Below are 19,845 nucleotides of genomic sequence, written 5' to 3' on the forward strand. Positions count from 1 at the left end.
ATTTGTCTGACAACTAGACTTTAAAAACCCAAGTAAAATGAGAAATTATATTTTTAAAGGAAGTGTAGGCTTCCTTTTTTTGATTTCGATTCTTAATTCCTGTAAATCAGGAGATAGCAGTGCAAAAAGTACAAGTAAGAATCAAGCTGTTGGTATTAATACCAATTTAATGGACAAATCAGTTGATCCTGCCGACGATTTTTTCCGATATGTGAATGGAAAATGGCTAGATAACACTGAAATTCCAGCCGATAGAACGCGATGGGGTAGTTTTGATGAACTACGTAAAAAAACAGATGAAGATGTAATGTTAATCATAAAAGAAGCTTTGAATGATAAATCTATCGATTCAAAATCAGATCAAGGAAAAGCATTAAGTCTTTATAAGTCAATTTTAGATACGGTTACTAGAAACAAACAAGGGATTAGTCCTTTACAGCCGTTTCTTAATAGAATAAATCAAGTAAAGAATGCCGATGAAGTTGTTGCATTGGTAACAGAAATGGAACCACAAGCTGGTATCGGTTTTTTTGGAAGTTATATCGGTACAGATGCTAAAAATAGTACACGAAATGTAGTGTATATTGGTACCGGTAGTTTAGGTTTGCCGGATCGTGATTATTATGTTTCTGATGCTCCTGACAATAAAGAAAAAAGAGAAAAATACGAACAACATGTAGCTAAAATGCTTCAATTTATAGGGGATGATGAAGCAACTGCAAAAGCAAATGCCGCTAAAATTTTAGCGTTGGAAACTAAAATGTCTGAAGCTACTTTTGATCGTGTTGAAAGAAGAGATAGAAGAAAAAGCTATAATCCCATGACTGTAGCTGATTTAGAAAAGATTACGCCTACAGTACAATGGGAAAACTATTTACAAGGAGTTGGAATTGGTAAAATAGATTCTTTAATCGTTTCTCAACCAAAATATATGGAACGTTTAGAAACTATTTTTAAAGAGAACGATTTGGAAGCTTGGAAAGCCTACATGAAATGGACTTTACTAAGAGGTGCTTCGGATGAGTTAACCACAGCAATAGAAGATGCAAATTTTGAATTTTATGGTAAAACCCTAACAGGAGCTGTTAAACAAAGACCAGCTGATGAAAGAGCGCTTCAAGTAGTTAATAGAAGATTAGGAGAAGCTATCGGAAAATTATATGTGGCTAAAAAATTCCCACCAGAGGCAAAAGCGAAAGCACAAGCCATGATTGCAAATGTTTTTAAAGCTTTTGAAAACAGAATTGACAATTTACCTTGGATGACCAAAGAAACCAAAGAAAATGCTAAATTGAAATTAAAGAAATCAAGAGTAAAAATTGGTTATCCAGATGTATGGGAAGATTATTCTAAACTGACTATCACGGATCCAAAAGATGGAGGTACTTATTTCCAAAATTCAAGACAGTATGCGTTATGGAGACATCAAGATAATTTAGATAAATTAGGAAAACCAGTTGATAAAGAAGAATGGGGAATGTCACCACAAACGGTAAATGCGTACTTTAATCCTTCTTACAATGAAATTGTTTTCCCAGCAGCTATTTTACAGCCTCCTTTTTATGATTATAGAGCAGATGAGGCGGTAAACTATGGAGGAATTGGTGCTGTAATCGGTCATGAAATTTCTCATGGATTTGATGATTCAGGATCTAGATATAACGCAGATGGAAATTTAATCAATTGGTGGAGCGATGAAGATTTAACACAATTTACTTCTTTAGGGTCAGCTTTAGCAGATCAATATTCTGCTTTGCAACCTTTACCAGGTATCTATGTAGATGGTAAATTTACTTTAGGAGAAAACATTGGCGATTTAGGAGGTGTAAATGCAGCGTATGATGGTTTACAAATCTATTTAAAAGAAAACGGTAATCCAGGATTAATAGATGGTTTTACACCAGAACAACGTTTCTTTATTTCTTGGGCAACCATTTGGAGAAGTAAAATGAGAGATGAAGCCATTAAAAACCAAGTGAAAACAGATCCACATTCTCCAGGAATGTATCGAGCTTACGTGCCGTTACAAAATGTAGATGCTTTCTATCAAGCATTTGATGTAGAAGCAGGTGATGGCATGTATGTAGCTCCAGAAAAACGAGTTAAAATCTGGTAAATAGATTTGGTTTAGTTACAATTCAAAAATTATAGAACACTCAAATACTTTTATTTGAGTGTTTTTTTATGGTTTTTTGATTGCTTTATTTACCAAAAATAAACCAGTAAGCGTTACCAAGCCTCCAATGGCAATTGAAACGGTTAAAGGTTCGTTGAATAAAATATAGCCAAAAAACAAAGCCACCATAGGATTAATATAGGCATACAAACTACTTACTTCTTTAGGTAAGTGTTCTAAAGCATAAATAAAAGCAATAAATGTTAGAACGGATCCAAAGACTACTAAATAAGCAATCGACCACCAAGAAACAGCAGGTATTTCACTTAAAGGAACCGTTTCTCCTGTCGATTGAATTACTCCAAAAATAGCCACACATGAAATTAGCATTTGTAAGCCTAAACTAAAATAAGGGTTGAAATTCGTTCTATTTTCTCTAATATAGATGGAAGATAGAGCCCAAGTAAATGTTGCAATAACAGAAAGAATAATTCCAAAACGAAATTCAGGGTTTAGAAAATCGTTCAGATAATCATAAAATATTACACAAATTCCAAAAAAACAGATAATCAACCCTAAAACAGCTTTCCATGAAACTTTTTCTCCTCTAAAAAAGCTAATAATTACAATCCATAGCGGAAATATGGAACCAATAATAGCACCCAATCCACTAGAAATATATTTCACACCCCAAGTGCTTAAGCCGTTACTCAACATGAAATTTAATATACTTAATACTAAAATATTACGCCATTGTCTTTGTGTAGGCCAAGGTGCTTTTTTTATAAGAAAATAAGTTAAGTAGATAATGCCACCAAAAAATTGACGTAATACAACCAACTGCATGGCGGGCATATGTTTTACCCCTTCTTTAGAAGCAATCCATGTGGTTCCCCAAAAAAAACTAATCCAACACAATGCAAGAAAAGGCAACCCAATTGCCTTTTTTTTCTGCTTGATATATTCGTGAAAAACACTAAAATAGGCCATTTATTTATACCTCTTTTTTAAAAATATAAGACAATACTGTTTCAATTTTAGCACTACTGATAATTTTACCTTTTGATGCTGTATTTTTGGCAAATATAGGCAAAGGCAAATTCATATTTTTTGCTTTTTTGTGATAATATTCTTCTCGAGTGGGATGCTGAGGTGCCACAGCGTTAAAAATTATTTTGTCAGTCTTATTGTCACTTCGAGCGGAGTCGAGAAGTTGTTCCAAAATTTCCAGAATTATACCAATACAATCTTCTTGATGTATAAAATTAATCGGTCCATCAGGGTTTTCTACATTTTCTTTGCCAGCCAAATATTTAATGGGATGCCTATCTTCTCCAATTAACCCACCAAAACGTAGAACTATAGTTTGAAAATAGGGATTATCCAATAGTAATTGTTCTACTTCAACTAATTGCTTTCCGCTTTCAGTATCAGGATTTGTAGGTGTTTCTTCCGTCACTTCGAGCGGAGTCGAGAAGATTTCTATATCTCCATAAACAGAAGTCGAACTAACAAAAAGTACCTTTTTAATTTCAGATTTTTCTATTTGGGTAACCAACGTTTTTATTTTAGCTACAAATGAAATAGAAGTGTCTTTTCTCAAACTAGGCGGAATGTCTATAACTAAAACTTCCGAATCCTTTAAAAAACCAGTTATGTCTCCTTCAATGGTATTTTCGTAAAGAGTAATTAAAAAAGGTTGGATGCCCTTCTCCTGTAATAATTCTAGTTTATGCGCTGAAGTAGTAGAGCCTTTCACAGAAAAGCCATTTTTTAATAAATCATTGGCCAAAGGCAAACCCAACCAACCACAGCCTAATAGGGAAATTTGTTTAGTCATCTTCTGGACGTTTAGGAGGTAATTTTAATAAATTATCAGTTTCAAACGCGTAGTTATATATAATATTAAAAGGCAAAATTGATTCTGGATTATTATATAAAGTATAATCACCTACATTTTTTTCTCTAGCAACTATTTTGCAAGCCTTTAAATAACCGGCTCGAGTATAAGATAAAACGTTTATATAATCTGAAAAAACGGCATCTTCTTTAAGCCTTACTACTAATGTATAATGCTTATCTTTTAAAATATGTAATGCTATATTTTTTGCTATTTCATTACAATTAACAGCACTATTATTTATTAAAATTTCATTTTCTTTGGTTAATTGAACTATAATTTCATTTTCAAAAGACGAAACTTTTTTCCCTTCAAAAATGCCTTCAGAATTGTCTTGATAGTATCTTTTGGGAAATTTTGGATTTTCAGGATACGCGTTATAAACAATCTTAAAATCGGAGTAAGTCGTAATAAATTTTTTTAATTTATATAACTGTTTTAAAGAAGTATTCTTATCAATATTGAGTTGTACAAAGTAATTGAGATTTTCAAAATAAAATCCTTCATTATTAAGCGCTACTACTATTTCTTTTAGTTGACTGAAATTTCTTTTTTTTCCATAAAAGTATAGTTCTCCTTTTTTTGAAACATATAGTTGTAATGTTTTATTTCGTGAATAAATAGCTTCGGTAAAAGGAATATTAGGCAACTCGATATTTCCTTTAATATAAGGGTTTTCGGCATGTTGTTTCTTGAAATAGCTTTCAAAATCCACAAGATTAATTTGAGAAAAAACTATCGCAACAATAGAAATGAAAATAAAAGAACCAATCATGTATTTTAAGTAAATATGAAGAATTACTCTTAAACTTTGCCAGGATTGTAAAAACAAGACCAATATGATCAATAAGAATAGATAAGGATATTCTTCAAAAAAATTAAGATGCTCATTAATTGAAAAGGTATAATCTCTCCAATAAAGACTATTCATATTCATAACTCCGTAGAAAACAGCTAATTTTATAAAACAAAATAGAAAGAACCAAATCCATATATTTTGGTTGTGAACTATTTTTTTACGGCTAAATTGAATTCTTTTTTCCCACAATTTTTTATTGGTATCAAAAATTATTTTTAGAAAAAAAGTTTGTGCAATAATTAAGGCTAAAAAAGCATAAAATAAATTATAAAAAAGGAGTTCGTTTTCCGTAAATTCTAAATAGTTAAAATTAGTGGTAAACGTATACGAGCGAAAGATATCTCTACCTAAAATAAAAAATTGGTATAAAAAAAAGCTTAGAAAAATACTTATAACTAAACCTGCCCAAAACCTCAATTTTGAAATAGGAATGGATTCTTTAAAAGAAATCTTTTCTCTTTTCTCTTTCATCTTTTCTCTAAATCTAACTGTCTTTTTTTACTAATACGAAACCATCATTTTCAATTGCCATATACCCTTGGTCGTATAAAAAGTAATAGGTATTACCTGTTTTAGTTTGGTAAATAGAGGTGAAAAATTCAAAATCAAAACCCTTACTTAGAAGTTTATTTCTCGTCGTTTTGGTTTTATCTTCTGGATTTAATTCGCACAGAATTCGATAATTTTTACGCAATTTGTTGTTCACATTACGCATCAAATTATTCTGATCTTTGTTCATTTTATTGTTGTAGGCATTTCTACAACTATCGGAACAAAACTTTTTATCTTCTCGACCTACAATTTTATCGTTGCATTCTAAACAAACTTTGGCCATTCTTAAAAATTATTTTTATGCAATAAAGCTTGTTTAATATGTGCCAAATGGTGGTTGCAATGCCAAGCATATAATCCAGCAACACTTTTTAAAGTGAACGATTTGTTGCTTTCTGGATGGAAGTACGTTTTTTCCCAATCTTTTTCATCCATATTTACCATCAACAAATGCCACTTATGATGCAAGCCTTTTAAGATTAATAAAGAATAGGAAATATCATCATCTGTGCCATCAATTAATTCCGCCCAAACATCTTCCGCATAGGGTTTAATAGTTGGGTTATTTTCAGTAAGTGCCAATTTAAATCGGATCAAAGCATTACTATGGCTGTCTGCACAATGATGCACTACTTGTTTGATGTTCCAACCATACGGACGGTATTTCCAATGCAATTCTTCCTTTGAAAGACCATCCGTCACAGCCACAATTTGTTCTGGAAAATGTTGTATTTCTGAAATCCAATTATTAAGGATATCTTCAGTAATAATTTCTGGACAATTAAATTGTCCTATAGGATATTTAAGTTGATCTAGTTCCATTTATTTCTTAAAATTAAAAACGACTTCTTTTTTAGAATCTTCAAAATAGGCGTAAAGGTTGATTTCATTTTCAGATACTTTTTCAAAAGTAAAATTATCAAAATACATTCTGTTTTTTTCTTTTTTGATAAACCTAAAATCTTCGGATTTGTCTTTGTCTTCCCAACCTTTTAAATTAGCATCAAAGTGTTTGATTTGGTACAAAAGTGTTTTGTCTTTTTCCACGATATGACCTACTTCATAAAAAACAACTTTACCTTCTACCACTAATTTAAAATCAAATAGCATGGAACCGCCTAAAGGTTGGCTCCAGTTTTCTTGAAAAAAACCACCAAAAGCTTCTCCAGTCCAATTTCCAGCAAGCCATTCTATATCTTTTAAGGTTGCTTTTTCCGAACCTTTTTCATCATTGTAATGGAGTGTATTTTGTGCAAAACTAAAGGATGAAATTATTAGGAATAGAAAGATTTTCTTTTTCATAGACTTAGATGATATTTTAATGGTTTGGAGAAAACTTTTTACTAATATTGAATTCATGTTTGTATTTATTTAGTTGTCAGTTCGAGCGGAGTCGAGAACAATTTTAATTGAGTCATCTCGACTCCGCTCGATGTGACATTATCTCAATTTCTTTAAACTATATAAATCCAGTCTTCGGTCTTTCATGGTGTTTACACTTCCGTGTTCATGCAATTCTTTTAACAAGTCAAGATCCACATCTACTATTAACGTCATTTCAGTATTTGGAGTAGCTTCTGCTTTAATTCCATTACTTGGAAAAGCAAAATCGGAAGGTGTAAAAACAGCTGCTTGCGCATATTGAATATCCATGTTATTTACTTTGGGCAAATTGCCAACACAACCAGCAACGGCTACATAACATTCATTTTCAATGGCACGCGCTTGAGCACAGTTTTTAACGCGAGTATATCCATTTTGAGTATCGGTTAAAAAAGGAACAAATAAAATATTCATACCTTCATCAGCCATTAGACGTGATAATTCTGGGAATTCCACATCATAACAAATAATAATTCCGATTTTTCCACAGTCGGTATCAAAAGTTTGAATTACATTTCCACCAGTCATTCCCCAGTGAAATACTTCATTTGGTGTAATATGAATTTTGCGATACATTTCATAGGTTCCGTCTCTTCTACAGAGAAAACCTACATTGTACACATGGCCTCCTTCTTGAAAAGGCATACTGCCACTAACAATATTGATATTGTAGGAAATGGCATATTCTTGAAATTTTTTACGAATGGCATCCGTATATTTCGCTAATTCTTTGATGGCTTCAGCTTCCGATAAGTGATTGTAATCGGCCATTAAAGGCGCTGTAAATAATTCTGGAAATAGAGCAAAATCACTACCATAACCTGAAACAGCATCAATGAAAAATTCAGCTTGTTCAAATAAGGCTTCTAAATTGTTTAAAGGACGCATTTGCCATTGGATTAAACCCAAACGAACAATACTCTTGTCTACGTTAATTAATTTTTTAGCATCTTCGTAATAAATATTATTCCATTCCAATAAAACAGCATATTCTTGAGATTCCTTATCCCCTTCTAAATAATTTTTTAAAACTCGCACTTCATGAAAATCATTACTTAACTGAAAAGACAATACAGGGTCATAAATCTCTTTCTTTTTTACCTTTTCCAAATATTTTTTAGGCGTAATTTCTTTAGCATATTTGCCATAATTTGGTATTCTTCCAGCAAAAACAATAGAACGTAAATTCAATTGTTCGCATAATTCTTTTCGAGCATCGTACAAACGCCTTCCTAATCGCAACCCTCTGTAATTGGGATTGATAAATACATCTATTCCATATAAAACATCCCCATCTTCATCGTGCGTTTTAAACGTATAATTTCCAGTAATATCTTTATAGGTTTTAGTGTTAAAAGCAAAGTCTTCCGTAACTAAAATCGACAAAGCAGAACCTACAACTACATCATCTGCAACAATAACAAGTTGTCCTTCAGGAAAAATTTTCAAAAGTTTTTTTATATGATTTTCATTCCAATACGAGTCTACCATTTCAGGATAAGCTTCAATCATGGATTTTTTAAGCTCTTTATAATCTTTTATCTGTAAATTTCGCAGTTCAACTTTACTAATGGTATTTGGCATAAATTAAGGTTTTTTACCAAAGATACTAATTTTAGTTTCCCTTTACAACGCTTTCTAATTACTCTTATAATCTTGTAAAAGTATTTGAAAATGATGTAAATTTTTATCTTGTTGTAATTGTATTTTTATATCTAAATTAGAACTATATGACCTTTGAAATTGGAATCGTTTTAAGTGTTTTAGCCATTGCCTTTCTGCTTTTTGTAAGTGAGCAATTCACGGTGGATAAAACCGCTTTTTTTATACTTATAAGTTTACTGGTATTTGGTATTGTGTCACCAGAAGAATCGGTTTCAGGATTTTCAGATAATTCGGTACTCACCATTTTGTGTTTGATGATTATTGCTATTGGTTTGGAGAAGAATGGTGTCGTCGCTTTAATGGCGCAACGTATTGTTCCTATTATGCATTGGCCCATATGGATTTTCTTACCTCTTTTAATGATTGCCGTAGGAATTTTATCCTCGTTTATTGCAACTACTGCTGTGGTTATTATTTTTATAAAATTGGTCAACGAATTAGATAAAATGGGTAAAATAGACAAAACGAAAGTCCTATTGCCCATTTCCTTTGCAGGAATTTTAGGAGGAAGTTGTACCTTAATGGGTACAAGTACGAATTTAATAGTTTCAGGAATTTCTAGAAAAAGTGGTATTGGTAATTTTTCTTTTTTCGAATTTTCAGCTGCTGGAGTCATTTTTTTAGCCATAGCAATCCCTGTTGTTTTTGTTTTAGCTAGAATTTTTTTACCCAAGATTACTAAGGAAGAAGAAGACAATTTAGCTGATAAATTTGCCTACATCACATCTGTTAAAATAAGAGAAGGTTCAAAATTAATAGGTAAAAAGCCTTATGAAACCGAAATTTGGGATGAAAACGACATCCGTTTGATTAAAATCCAAAGAGGGAAACGCTATCTTAGAACCGATTTAAAATCTGAAACTTTACAAGAAAATGATATTTTGTGGCTCGACTTAACTATTGAAGATTTAACGTCTAAATCGGAAAGTTTAGGTTTAAATATTCTTGGTGTGGATCAGGATTTATTAGAAGAACAATACACCAATGAATATCATGAAGTCATTATATTGCCTAATTCGAGATACGTAAATATGTCGGTGAAAGAATTTAACGAGCAATTGCCTGAAAATATATCGGTAAAAGCCGTAAATAGTGAAAAAGATTATGAACGAAACCCCAATATGATTTATAAGTTTTTTTCAAAGAAATTTATAAATCCTGGAAATCGCGTTTTGTTAACAGGGAATTTAAGTGAAATTCAAAAGATTGCGCATTCTAATAACTTACTTTTTACCAATTCGGTTTTAACCTTACCGAATATTCCTAATTATAAAAAAATAATATCCTTTGTTGCAATCCTCTTGGTTATTGTTTTATCGGCAACGAACACTTTTTCTATTTTAAAAAGTGCCCTTATGGGTGTTGCTTTATGCTTGTTTACCGGTTGTATTCAATTAAAAGACGCCTATTCTGGAATAAATTGGCAAGTAATTTTTCTTTTAGCGGGTATGATTCCATTAGGTATTGCTATGAAAAATACGGGTACGGATGATTTTATTGGAAGTCATTTGTATACGATATTAAAATCGGTGCCTACTTCAGCAGTCATTGCTTTAGTGTTTGCATTTACCTTACTCATGAGTGGTTTTATTTCTAATAATGCTACGGCTATCATTTTAGCTCCTATAGTCATTGTAGTGGCTCAAAAAATGAATTTAAATCCAAAACCGTTATTATATGCCGTAATGTTTGGTGCCAATTTTAGTTTTTATACGCCAATGGGTTATCAAACCAATGCAATTATTTATGGGATGGGAATTTATAAATTCAAGCATTTTTTGATTATAGGTGGTATTTTATCCTTGGTTTTACTAGTGGTAGCGTCATTTATTTTACCACTTTTATATACTTAGTTGTATCAATTATTAAGAAACAAACGTTTACAAACACTTACAAACGAAATTAAATAACTATCAACCGAATAATCTTTAAAAGTTGCTGTATCTTTGCCTTATCGAAATAGAACGAATACAATTAAATATGTATAACAATATTAATTTCAAAGTTTTACAAGATACAGTATCAATTTATATAAACCATTTAAAATTTTACACGCCTTATGAAAAACAGAGTACAATTAATCGGACATGTAGGTCAAGAACCAGAAATCAAAAATCTAGAAGCTGGAAAGAAAGTAGCGAGCTTATCGATTGCAACTAATGAAATGTATTATAAAGACAACGGAGACAAAGTTGAAAAAACAGAATGGCATCGCGTAACAGCTTGGGGTAAAACAGCAGAAATTATTGAAAAATATGTCACCAAAGGTAAAGAAGTGGGTATAGAAGGGAAATTAACGAACAGAACTTATGACGATAAAGATGGGGTAAAAAGATATGTTACGGAAATAATAGCCAATGAAATACTTTTATTAGGAAAATAATAAAAACTGAAATGAACCTTTTCAATTTTGAAGAGGTTCATTTTTTTAAAAAATAGCTTTAGCTATTCTATACGTATTAGCATGTGCTTCAATAATCGTTTTTATTTCGGGTGAATAACCACCACCCATTGAAACTTGTACAGGAATTTCATATTGATGACACAATTGAAAGACAATTTCATCTCTTTTTTTGCAACCGTCTAAAGTACAAGATAACTTTCCTAATTTATCCGTTTTTAAAATATCAACACCCGCTAAATAAAAGATAAAATCGGGTTTTTGTTCTTCAATTAATTTTGGAATAATAGAGGCGATAGTATTTAGAAACTGTTCGTCAGTAGTGCCATCTAGAAATTCAATATCTAAATCAGATTGTTCTTTTTTAAAAGGATAATTAGTCTTGCCATGAGTAGAAAAAGTGAATATATTGGGGTTGTTCTTAAAAATTTCAGCGGTTCCATTTCCTTGATGTACATCTAAGTCTATTATTAAGACTTTTTTAGCTAATTTATGATTGACTAAATATTGTGCTGCAATGGCTTGGTCGTTCAATAAGCAAAATGCTTCTCCTCTATCGGAATACGCATGATGAGTTCCACCAGCAATATTAAAAGAAACTTTATATTCAAAAGATTTTTGACAACCTAAAATTGTGCCTTGGGCAATTCGCAGTTCTCGTTCAACTAAAGCTTTTGAAAGTGGAAATCCAATTTTCCTAATAGCTTTTGGTTCTAAGGTGAGATGTAATAAGGCAGTTAGATATTCCTGAGTATGAACCGCTAAAATATCTTTGAAGTCTGCAATTTCAGGTTCAAAAAAATCTTGAGTTGAAGCGGTTCCTTCATGCAATAATTGTTGTGGCAACAATTCATATTTTAGCATAGGAAATCGATGCCCTTCCGGTAATGGATGTTTGTAAATAGGATGAAAAGCTATGGGAAACATACTCTAATAATCGTAACCATTTGTGAATTTTGTAAGTACAATTTCATCTTTTTTAGAGTCGTAATAGCTCATGATAAAAAAATCTTTGTAAGGTAATATGGTTTCGTATTTCACATTATTTTGAGCTGTAAATTGAGCAATTTTATCAATGTAAAGAGGCTCAAAAGAGGTTTCTACAGGGGTAAAATTTGGGTCTAATTGTACGTCAAAAAAAATATTTTGATTTACATAACTTCCAGCTAAGTCTCCACCACCAGCTCCTGCTATTTGAAGGCCAATATCTAAGAGCATAGCACTACTTCTTATATGTTCATTGTAACCACCAAACGTAGCAATATAATTTCCATTACTACAATATAAAGAAGCTCCTAGGCCACAGTTTTGAAGTTTTTTTATAAATTTTTTACTGTTTTTAAGTGTTGTGGGACTACTATTACTTGTTTGTATTAAGAATTCAGATGAAAAAGGAGAAGGTGTTTCAGCTTTGATTGTATATTGTTTTATTTTTTCTTTTGTAGAGTAGTCAAAGAATTCAATTTCTAATTTTTCCGAATTTAACATCAGTTGCACCAATCTATTTTGGTACAAAAGAGAATTAGAAGCGCTACTATTAGGTAAATCACTTTTGTTAAAAATAATTTCTTTAACTTGAAAATTAGATAAATCAATTTCAAAAATTTGTGTTTTAGACAAGTTTTGATCTAAACTAATTACTAATGTAGTATTTCTTAGATAATATTTGATTGACTGAGTTGCATTGAGATACGAATTAAATAATTTATCTTCCATTTTTGTCAAACCAAATTCGTGGAGTAATGTATTTAAACTAGTGTTATTATTTTTAGAATTCGTTATCTGAAATTCCGAAAAATCTAATGTGTTGGAACTTATTTCATGACCTTTAAGACCAATTAACTGTATCGATTTTGTTTCTTTTTCTTCTGTTAAAAAATATAAAGTATGATTGATATAAAATTGTGTAAAAAGGGTTTGTTTTGAAAGATCAAGAGGATACAAAACGTTTTTTGTAGTATGCGTTTCATAATCAAACTCAATGCCTATAAAGCGTTGTAAATCTTCAGAAGCCCAATACGCTATTGGTTTGTTCTCTGAAGTAAATCCACAACCCATTAGAAAGCGAAAATTAAATGGTCTTTTTAAAGAGATACTATCAGAAAAGAAAATTGCACTATTAAATTTAATCCCAGTAAATTTTTCTTTATCTGCTACAAAGGAAAAAATTTCCTTTGTATTTTGGTTATCTTGGGTAATTAATTGATGAAAATCACTGTTTTTTTTAAGCTCAAGAGATACGTCTGAAAGTCTAATTTGTCCAAAAAATAAATGAGTTAAAGATAAAAAACAGAAAACAAAACTCTTTTTCATATAGCGTGATTTTGAATCAAATATAGAATAATTGCAATAAACCTTCCGTTAAAACTTTGTAAAAGTTACAAAAGCGAAATATTTAAGAATCAAGTAAATGTTGTAATTTTTCGATTACTAATCCCATATGATACCCATCCACTAAACCATGGTGTGCGGCAAGGGATAATGACATTGTTTTTTGTGATTCTTTTTGAACCAATTTTCCAAATGAAATTTTGGGGCAACTGTCTGGATAAGAAAAATTTCTAGCATGTGTTAATCCTGTAAAGTTAATCCAAGGTATGGCTGAAAAATGAATGATATTTTCAGGATAGCTTGTTGTAAGAAGTCCAGGAGTATTTTGTATCCGATTGATTTCAAGTTGTGCCATTTGGTTAAATTCCAAAAGGTTTTCATGATAATGCATCATGGAGAAACCAAAGGTTTTATCGTCTCTCATAATGGTTGCAGAAACATGAATGTTATCATACAAAAAAACTTTTTTATCTTCAATTCGATACTTAAAATTTTCAATTGAATTTATTGCAGTTAAGCTTTTATGTAGATAATAAATAAAAAAAGGAATCTTTAGTTTTTTTGCTTGTTCATAGGCTACTGTCATATTGATATCACAAGTAATACTAAAAAAAGGTTCGTCAAATTGAGAAAAAAACTCAAAATGTTCTTTCCGATTCCAAGTGTGGATGTTAATCTCTTGTTTCATTTTTTAGTGACCTAATAAAGGAATGATTTCATTTATAGTAGTAATAGCTGAAAAGTTCTCATGTTGAATTTCAAAATCAATTTTTTCATATTCCCAAGTAGTATGATAAGGAACATGAACCCCATAACCTCCTATTTTTAGGATAGGCAAAACATCTGATTTTAAAGAATTACCAACCATTAAGAAATCAGCGGCTTGGATATCTAATCGACCGAGCATTTTAGTGTAATCCACTTCTGTTTTATCGCTCAATACTTCAATATGATGAAAGTAGTGACCCAATCCAGAATCATGTAATTTTCGATGTTGATCTTTTAAGTCACCTTTAGTAGCTACAATTAATTTATAATTACCTTTAAGTTCTTGTAATACTTCTTCTACATGAGGTAATAATTCTACAGGTTTTTGTAGTAAATCTTTACCAATAGCGATTATCTTTTCAATTCCTTTACCTGAGATGGAGTGATTGGTAATTTGTAAAGCTGTCTCAATCATGGAAAGCGTAAAAGCTTTAATACCAAACCCATAAAGAGGTAAGTTTTTGACTTGATGATTTAAAATTTGTCCTAAAATTTCTTGGCTTGAAGCATAATCTTGAAATAATTCACAAAAACGGGCTTGTGCTTCATCAAAATAAGGTTCGTTGTGCCATAGTGTATCATCAGCGTCAAAGGCTATCGTTTTAGGTTTCATAATCATATCAAAGGAATAAAAATAATTTATAAGAAATAAAAGGTTAAAATTACGTCTTTTTTAAGATACTTAAAAATAAACTGCCTCTTTTAAAGAGCTGAACAATTCATAAAACTACCTTTTTGGTTAAAGCTATTTTTAAGAATAAGGATTATTTTTGTATCAAACTTAAAGCAATGGATAACAGATATAGTAGAAACAGAATATACATTACTCCCGAGGAGCAAAGTATTATTAAAGAGTACCCAATACTTCTTGGAGGGAGTGGAATAGGAAGTGTTATTGCAGAATGTGCTTTGCGTTTCGGTTTTGAAAACATTACTATTATTGATGGAGACCAAGTAGAATTAACAAATCTAAATAGGCAAAACTACATAGAAGATGACATAGCAATTTCTAAAACAGAAGCTTTACAGAAACGTTTGCTGGCGATAAATAAAAACGCAAAAATTACAGTTCATTCTTGTTTTCTTACGGTCGAAAATGTTGCAGATTATTTAAAAAATCATAAAATTGCGATAAATGCACTTGACTTTTCATCTGATGTTCCCTTGGTTTTTGATGCAATTTGTCAGGAACAAAACATTCTAGTATTACACCCATATAATTTGGGTTGGGCAGGTTTGGTTTCAGTTATAGCACCAGATAGTTTGTCTTTGAGTGCTTTAGCAAAAAAAGGAGAGCCTTTTAATGAGGTTAATATGGTAGAATATGCGACAAGTTATCTTCGTTTTTGGGGAAATCCTCAAGATTGGTTAGAAGAAATTATTCAGAAGTATAAAGATGAGGTTGAACTTTTACCACCACCTCAATTAGCCATAGCTTCATGGATTGTAGCGGCAATGTGTACACAAATCCTTTTTGATATTGCGACTGGTAAAGAGGTAAAGAAATTTCCAGAGTTTTATTTTTCTTCGATTCAATAATTTTAAATGAGTTTATTATTTGTGGCAAAGGCAACAGCTTCAGAAATATTATTTACGCCCAATTTATCAAAAAGTTTACGACGATGAAATTTAACCGTATCAGGAGAAACATAAATAGCATCAGCAATTTCAGTAATTGTAAAACCCCTAATGGAATAGCTTAATACTTCTTTCTCTCTATCGGATAATTCGATTTTCTCTTCGGATTTCCAAAAATCACCTTCTAAATCGTATTTAAATATTTTGTTGTCTCCTTTTTTAAATATTTTAATGTTTCCAGAGCGTTGTTCGTTAGAAAGAGAAACTATACAAATGGCTTTCCATATTTTACCATCATTCGTTAAAAAAAGAGGCGTTAATTTTTGATTAATTAAAATAATTTTTCCTTCTTGATTTTTTAAATGAAAATCATAAGAAATGGTATGAAACTTTCTCTCTTCTACAGGAATTTTTTCGTAAAACTCAAATCCTATTCCATTAATTTTAAGGAGTAAATCTAAATCTTGTTTTAAAACATATTTAAAATAAAAAGCGTAGCCCATTTCTTGTACTTCTTCTCCTGTATGGCCGCAAAGAAATAATGGGTTTTCAGACACATAATCAAACCCTTTCTTTTGATAATCGATAACATAAATACTATTATATGTTGTTCTCGCAAAAGCTTTAATAGGTTCTAAGTAATCGTTGGTTTGTAAGACTTCCTCATCTGAAACACTATTAACTGTGTTTTTCAGACTGAAAAAATTGTTTATTTCTTCCATGTTTATTTGTTTAATACCAAATATAAGATTTTTTTAAGAAAAAAATCTTATATACTACACTTTCGGGTAGTTTTTATGTAACTTATTCATTACTACTATTTTGTGTAATGATGTCCATCTGTATGTTGAATAGCTTTGAGTATAAATAAAGCAAATATGATACTTACAAAAAACTACTTAGAAAGATTAAACACAACAGAAATTCAAAAATTATCTGAATTTGTTGTTATTGAAAATTTTAAACATCATGCGAATAGTATTCTACCAAAAGAATATCAAGAAGATGTTCAATCTATATATGAAGAAGAAATGCTTTATATAAAGAATTCTCAAATTTTTGTTTCCAAAAATAGTTCAGGTGAGATTTTAGGTGCAATACGTGTATTGAAATGGAATTTTATGGATGCATTGCCTATTCAGAAAATTTTCGGAATAAATCCTTTAAATGTAATTGGCGATATTCCTTTAAATGACATTTTCCATATTGGAAGATTTGCTATTAAAAAAGAAGGTAGCGATATGAATCTATTCAAACAATTAATGGTATGTGCGATTTCTCCAGTTTGTAAACATAAAGGTAATGTAGTGTTTGCAGAATGTGATAGTAAATTGTTACGAATCCTAAGACTTTTAGGAATTAAAGCAACTGTAGTAGGAGCATCTATAGATTATTTAGGATCTGAAACCATTCCAATTTGTATGACCTATGACGGATTAATTGATTTCTATAATGCTAATAAAGCATTAGTTCCTCATACGGTTATGGAACAAGAATTAAAAGAAGCTTATATACTACCTAAAAGTGTAGTTTTTAATACCTCAAGTTACAACTACTCTTTAGTGTAGCAGGTAGAAAGTAGATGTTGAGTAGTTTTGAAATGTAGTTAAAAAACAAAAAAAGATGAACAATATAATTTTAAATATACTAGTATTTTTTTCAATGTCAGTTTGTTTGGCACAAACCACTTACACAGGAAAAGTTATCGATACTAAAAACATACCAGTAGCTTTTGCAAATGTTATTGTTTACAAAAGTAGTGATCGTTCTGTTAAAGAAGGTACTATAACAGATGAAAATGGAAATTTTGAAATTACATTGAATGAAACAGAGAAGTACCATTTAGAAATTAGTTTTCTAGGGTTTAAAACCAAAGTCTTACCCCTTGAAAAAGCTACTTTGGGAAATATAATACTAGAAGAAGAGGTGAATAGTCTTAATGAAGTTGTGGTAAAGTCCAAAAAAATAAATCTCATACGAAAAAATGACCGCTTAATCTTTTCAATTGAAAATACTGTTGCACAAGAATTAGGATCAGCTGTAGATGTTCTTAAAGTTACTCCAAATATTGTAATGCGTGATGACCAGTTATCGATGTTGGGAAAAAATTTCATTCGTGTGATGGTAAATGGTAAAATGATGCCTTTTACAGGAAATGACTTAAGAAATTACTTGGCCAGCATTAATAGTAATGATATAAAAAGTATTGAAGTTATTACCACACCACCCTCTGAGTTTGATTCAGAAGGAAATGGAGGAATTATTAATATCATTCTTAAAAAGCAGAAAAATGATTTTTGGAGTTTAAATGCCCGTTTATCGAGCATTCAAAGAAAAGAGTTTTCATATGGAAGAGATGTGTCCTTTAATTATAAAAAGAAAAACACCTATTTAACAGTAAGTGCTTCTAATGGGAAATATCTTAAAAATAATTTATTTCGAAATGCTACTTATTATGATGAGGAGACTTGGTACGGTGAAGGTCCAAATCGATATGATAATGATTATACAAATTATAGATTTTCAATAACTCAAAATATTTCAAAGCGTTGGGAAATGGGCGCAAGTTATGCGGGCTCTTTTTCAGATACCGATAATCAAACCACAAACAGAGACAGTATATTTGGTACAACCCAAAATTTAAAATATATAATTAATTCTAGAGGCTTAAATGAAAGTAATGCTAAAGTTCATGCGATAAATTATTACAATACAATTCAGTTAGACACAGTTGGGAAAAAAGTATCTATTGATGTGGATTATTTTACTTCAAATGCTTTTAAAGAAGGAGATAATAATGGTGAAAAAACAGAAAATGATGCGACTCAACCTATTTTTTCTAATGCTACAGCCATCGATTATAGTTTTCAAAATATTTCCAATAAAATAGATTTCTTTCTTCCATTTAAAGGAATTGAATTAAAAGCAGGAACCAAAATTTCTTTATCAAAAACAACAAATGACTTTAAGTTTTATAACACTTTTACAGGTATACCTGTCTTAGATAACAATCAGTCCAATCATTTTAATTATGAAGAAAATATTTATGCAGGTTATGTTTCTGGTACAAAGCAATTCACTGAAAAGTTGTCAGGTACTTTAGGCTTAAGAGTTGAAAATACGGTTACCGAATCCTATTCAAGAGCAATTAATCAAACGAATACAAATAATTATACGAAATTATTTCCAACCTTATTTTTAACCTATAGTCTTGAAAATAATAAATCCCTCTCATTTAATGTAAGCAGACGCTTGAACAGGCCTTCTTTTGAAAGTTTAGATCCCTTTAAGATGGTATTAAATCCTTTCAAAACCGTTCAAGGGAACCCCTTTCTTAAACCTTCTTACTTAACCAGTAGCGAGCTGATTTTTAATACGAGCAAAAACGAATTGAAAGCCTATTCTCAATGGATGGATGATGGTTATGAACAAATAAGTGAAATTGATCCCAATACAAAAATCATCAACTATACTTATTACAATTATATAAAAACCAGGACCTATGGAATTACTGACACCTACATTTTTGATAAGTTAGAATGGCTAACCTCTTATAATACTATTGATGTTGGTTATTCTATAATGTCTTCTTCCATACCGCAGACGATTGCAAATCAAGAAGGTTTCAATGCTTTTATCCAAACACAAAATAGTATTCGTTTGGACCCAAAAAACAACCTCTCTTTAGGAATTAATTATTATTACGTTTTTCCAGCTAAAAACAACCTGTCTAAGGTAGAAGGTTATGGACCTCTCGACATTTCCTTGCGATTAAAACTTTTAGAAGGAAACTTAAATCTCTCTTTATATGCAAGTGATGTTTTATATACCAGTAGGGCTAAAGTAACTAATTATTACAACGGAATACGAGCAACATATAAAAACTATTACGATACCCGATATGTGAGTTTTAATGTAAGATACACATTTGGTAACAAAAAGATTTATTCGAAAGCATCTCGATTTGGAAATGACGATATCCAAAGCAGAGCAACAAAATAACTAAAAAATATTCTTGGCCGAGAATTAGACCGACGAACAATTGATGTCTTTAAACTAGAATTGAAATAACAATAATTAAAATAAAACAAAAATGAAAAAAATCCAATTAAACAAAGGGTTAAGCTTAAACAAAGAAGCAATTACAAAATTACAAGAAGATCAATTATCTAACGTAAAAGGAGGAGTTAGAGGTGTTACTTGTGCCAATGCATCATGCGCAGCATCATGTAACCAAAATTCATGCAACCACCAAGCAGATCAAATTTTACAATAATTCGTAAAGCAATTAA

The 19,845-nt window shown here is 30.9% G+C and carries 19 protein-coding genes; 7 read left to right on the forward strand and 12 right to left on the reverse strand.

All coding sequences use genetic code 11. The features are described from left to right. Nucleotides 1-37 precede the first annotated feature (37 nt). The gene (locus FHG05_RS10235) at nucleotides 38-2,116 is read left to right on the forward strand and encodes a M13 family metallopeptidase (RefSeq protein ID WP_140997929.1); all 2,079 of its coding nucleotides are present in this window, start codon (nucleotides 38-40) and stop codon (nucleotides 2,114-2,116) included. A gap of 66 nt (nucleotides 2,117-2,182) precedes the next feature. Here FHG05_RS10235 and FHG05_RS10240 read toward each other — a convergent pair whose 3' ends face one another. From FHG05_RS10240 to FHG05_RS10270, 7 genes are all read right to left on the reverse strand, one after another. Beyond that, the gene (locus FHG05_RS10240) at nucleotides 2,183-3,106 is read right to left on the reverse strand and encodes a DMT family transporter (RefSeq protein WP_140997930.1); all 924 of its coding nucleotides are present in this window, start codon (nucleotides 3,104-3,106) and stop codon (nucleotides 2,183-2,185) included. 4 nt (nucleotides 3,107-3,110) lie between these two features. Next, a complete protein-coding gene (locus tag FHG05_RS10245; RefSeq protein WP_140997931.1) occupies nucleotides 3,111-3,956 on the reverse strand; it encodes a Rossmann-fold NAD(P)-binding domain-containing protein in 846 nt (281 codons plus the stop codon). After that, nucleotides 3,949-5,346, reverse strand: a complete 1,398-nt coding sequence (locus tag FHG05_RS10250) for a hypothetical protein (RefSeq protein ID WP_140997932.1) — start codon at nucleotides 5,344-5,346, stop codon at nucleotides 3,949-3,951. Before FHG05_RS10250 ends, FHG05_RS10245 begins: the two co-directional genes overlap by 8 nt. Nucleotides 5,347-5,359: 13 nt before the next feature. Beyond that, the gene (locus FHG05_RS10255; protein ID WP_140997933.1) at nucleotides 5,360-5,710 is read right to left on the reverse strand and encodes a hypothetical protein; all 351 of its coding nucleotides are present in this window, start codon (nucleotides 5,708-5,710) and stop codon (nucleotides 5,360-5,362) included. A gap of 2 nt (nucleotides 5,711-5,712) precedes the next feature. Beyond that, on the reverse strand, nucleotides 5,713-6,249 hold the full coding sequence (locus tag FHG05_RS10260) for a YfiT family bacillithiol transferase (protein ID WP_140997934.1): 537 nt from the start codon (nucleotides 6,247-6,249) through the stop codon (nucleotides 5,713-5,715). Continuing rightward, nucleotides 6,250-6,729, reverse strand: coding sequence for a DUF6265 family protein (locus FHG05_RS10265; protein WP_140997935.1), 480 nt, complete (start codon nucleotides 6,727-6,729; stop codon nucleotides 6,250-6,252). A gap of 138 nt (nucleotides 6,730-6,867) precedes the next feature. Beyond that, nucleotides 6,868-8,394, reverse strand: coding sequence for a carbon-nitrogen hydrolase family protein (locus tag FHG05_RS10270; protein WP_140997936.1), 1,527 nt, complete (start codon nucleotides 8,392-8,394; stop codon nucleotides 6,868-6,870). A 146-nt stretch (nucleotides 8,395-8,540) separates the two neighbouring features. Between FHG05_RS10270 and FHG05_RS10275 the strand changes: the two genes are divergently transcribed. Further along, nucleotides 8,541-10,328 (forward strand): SLC13 family permease, encoded by a 1,788-nt coding sequence (locus FHG05_RS10275; RefSeq protein WP_140997937.1) that lies wholly within the window; start codon nucleotides 8,541-8,543, stop codon nucleotides 10,326-10,328. 206 nt (nucleotides 10,329-10,534) lie between these two features. After that, nucleotides 10,535-10,858, forward strand: a complete 324-nt coding sequence (locus FHG05_RS10280; RefSeq protein WP_140997938.1) for a single-stranded DNA-binding protein — start codon at nucleotides 10,535-10,537, stop codon at nucleotides 10,856-10,858. Between the two features lie 45 nt (nucleotides 10,859-10,903). Here the strand turns inward: FHG05_RS10280 and FHG05_RS10285 are convergent, their stop codons facing one another. The 4 genes from FHG05_RS10285 to FHG05_RS10300 form a co-directional block, all read right to left on the reverse strand. Continuing rightward, complete coding sequence (locus FHG05_RS10285) at nucleotides 10,904-11,803, reverse strand: histone deacetylase family protein (RefSeq protein WP_140997939.1); 900 nt, start codon at nucleotides 11,801-11,803, stop codon at nucleotides 10,904-10,906. A 3-nt stretch (nucleotides 11,804-11,806) separates the two neighbouring features. Next, nucleotides 11,807-13,189: a hypothetical protein gene (locus FHG05_RS10290; RefSeq protein ID WP_140997940.1), complete on the reverse strand. Its 1,383-nt coding sequence runs from the start codon at nucleotides 13,187-13,189 to the stop codon at nucleotides 11,807-11,809. A gap of 82 nt (nucleotides 13,190-13,271) precedes the next feature. Next, the gene (locus FHG05_RS10295; RefSeq protein ID WP_140997941.1) at nucleotides 13,272-13,895 is read right to left on the reverse strand and encodes a chloramphenicol acetyltransferase; all 624 of its coding nucleotides are present in this window, start codon (nucleotides 13,893-13,895) and stop codon (nucleotides 13,272-13,274) included. A gap of 3 nt (nucleotides 13,896-13,898) precedes the next feature. After that, nucleotides 13,899-14,588 carry an HAD family hydrolase gene (locus tag FHG05_RS10300; RefSeq protein WP_140997942.1) on the reverse strand — a complete coding sequence of 230 codons (690 nt, stop codon included), beginning with the start codon at nucleotides 14,586-14,588 and terminating at the stop codon, nucleotides 13,899-13,901. A gap of 176 nt (nucleotides 14,589-14,764) precedes the next feature. On the opposite strand from FHG05_RS10300, the gene FHG05_RS10305 reads away from it, so the two are divergent. Beyond that, entirely contained in the window at nucleotides 14,765-15,514 is a 750-nt protein-coding gene (locus FHG05_RS10305) for a ThiF family adenylyltransferase (protein ID WP_140997943.1), read from the forward strand. Nucleotides 15,515-15,516: 2 nt separating this feature from the next. Here the strand turns inward: FHG05_RS10305 and FHG05_RS10310 are convergent, their stop codons facing one another. Then, nucleotides 15,517-16,275, reverse strand: coding sequence for a response regulator transcription factor (locus FHG05_RS10310; protein WP_140997944.1), 759 nt, complete (start codon nucleotides 16,273-16,275; stop codon nucleotides 15,517-15,519). Between the two features lie 156 nt (nucleotides 16,276-16,431). Here FHG05_RS10310 and FHG05_RS10315 point away from each other — a divergent pair, with 156 nt between their 5' ends. From FHG05_RS10315 to FHG05_RS10325, 3 genes are all read left to right on the forward strand, one after another. Then, entirely contained in the window at nucleotides 16,432-17,121 is a 690-nt protein-coding gene (locus tag FHG05_RS10315) for a hypothetical protein (RefSeq protein ID WP_140997945.1), read from the forward strand. A 55-nt stretch (nucleotides 17,122-17,176) separates the two neighbouring features. Further along, on the forward strand, nucleotides 17,177-19,555 hold the full coding sequence (locus tag FHG05_RS10320; RefSeq protein ID WP_140997946.1) for a TonB-dependent receptor domain-containing protein: 2,379 nt from the start codon (nucleotides 17,177-17,179) through the stop codon (nucleotides 19,553-19,555). Nucleotides 19,556-19,646: 91 nt separating this feature from the next. Further along, nucleotides 19,647-19,829, forward strand: coding sequence for a class I lanthipeptide (locus FHG05_RS10325; RefSeq protein ID WP_140997947.1), 183 nt, complete (start codon nucleotides 19,647-19,649; stop codon nucleotides 19,827-19,829). Nucleotides 19,830-19,845: the final 16 nt, after the last annotated feature.

Origin of the sequence: Flavobacterium profundi (assembly GCF_006491645.1) — a bacterium.
In the GTDB taxonomy this organism is placed as follows: domain Bacteria; phylum Bacteroidota; class Bacteroidia; order Flavobacteriales; family Flavobacteriaceae; genus Flavobacterium; species Flavobacterium profundi.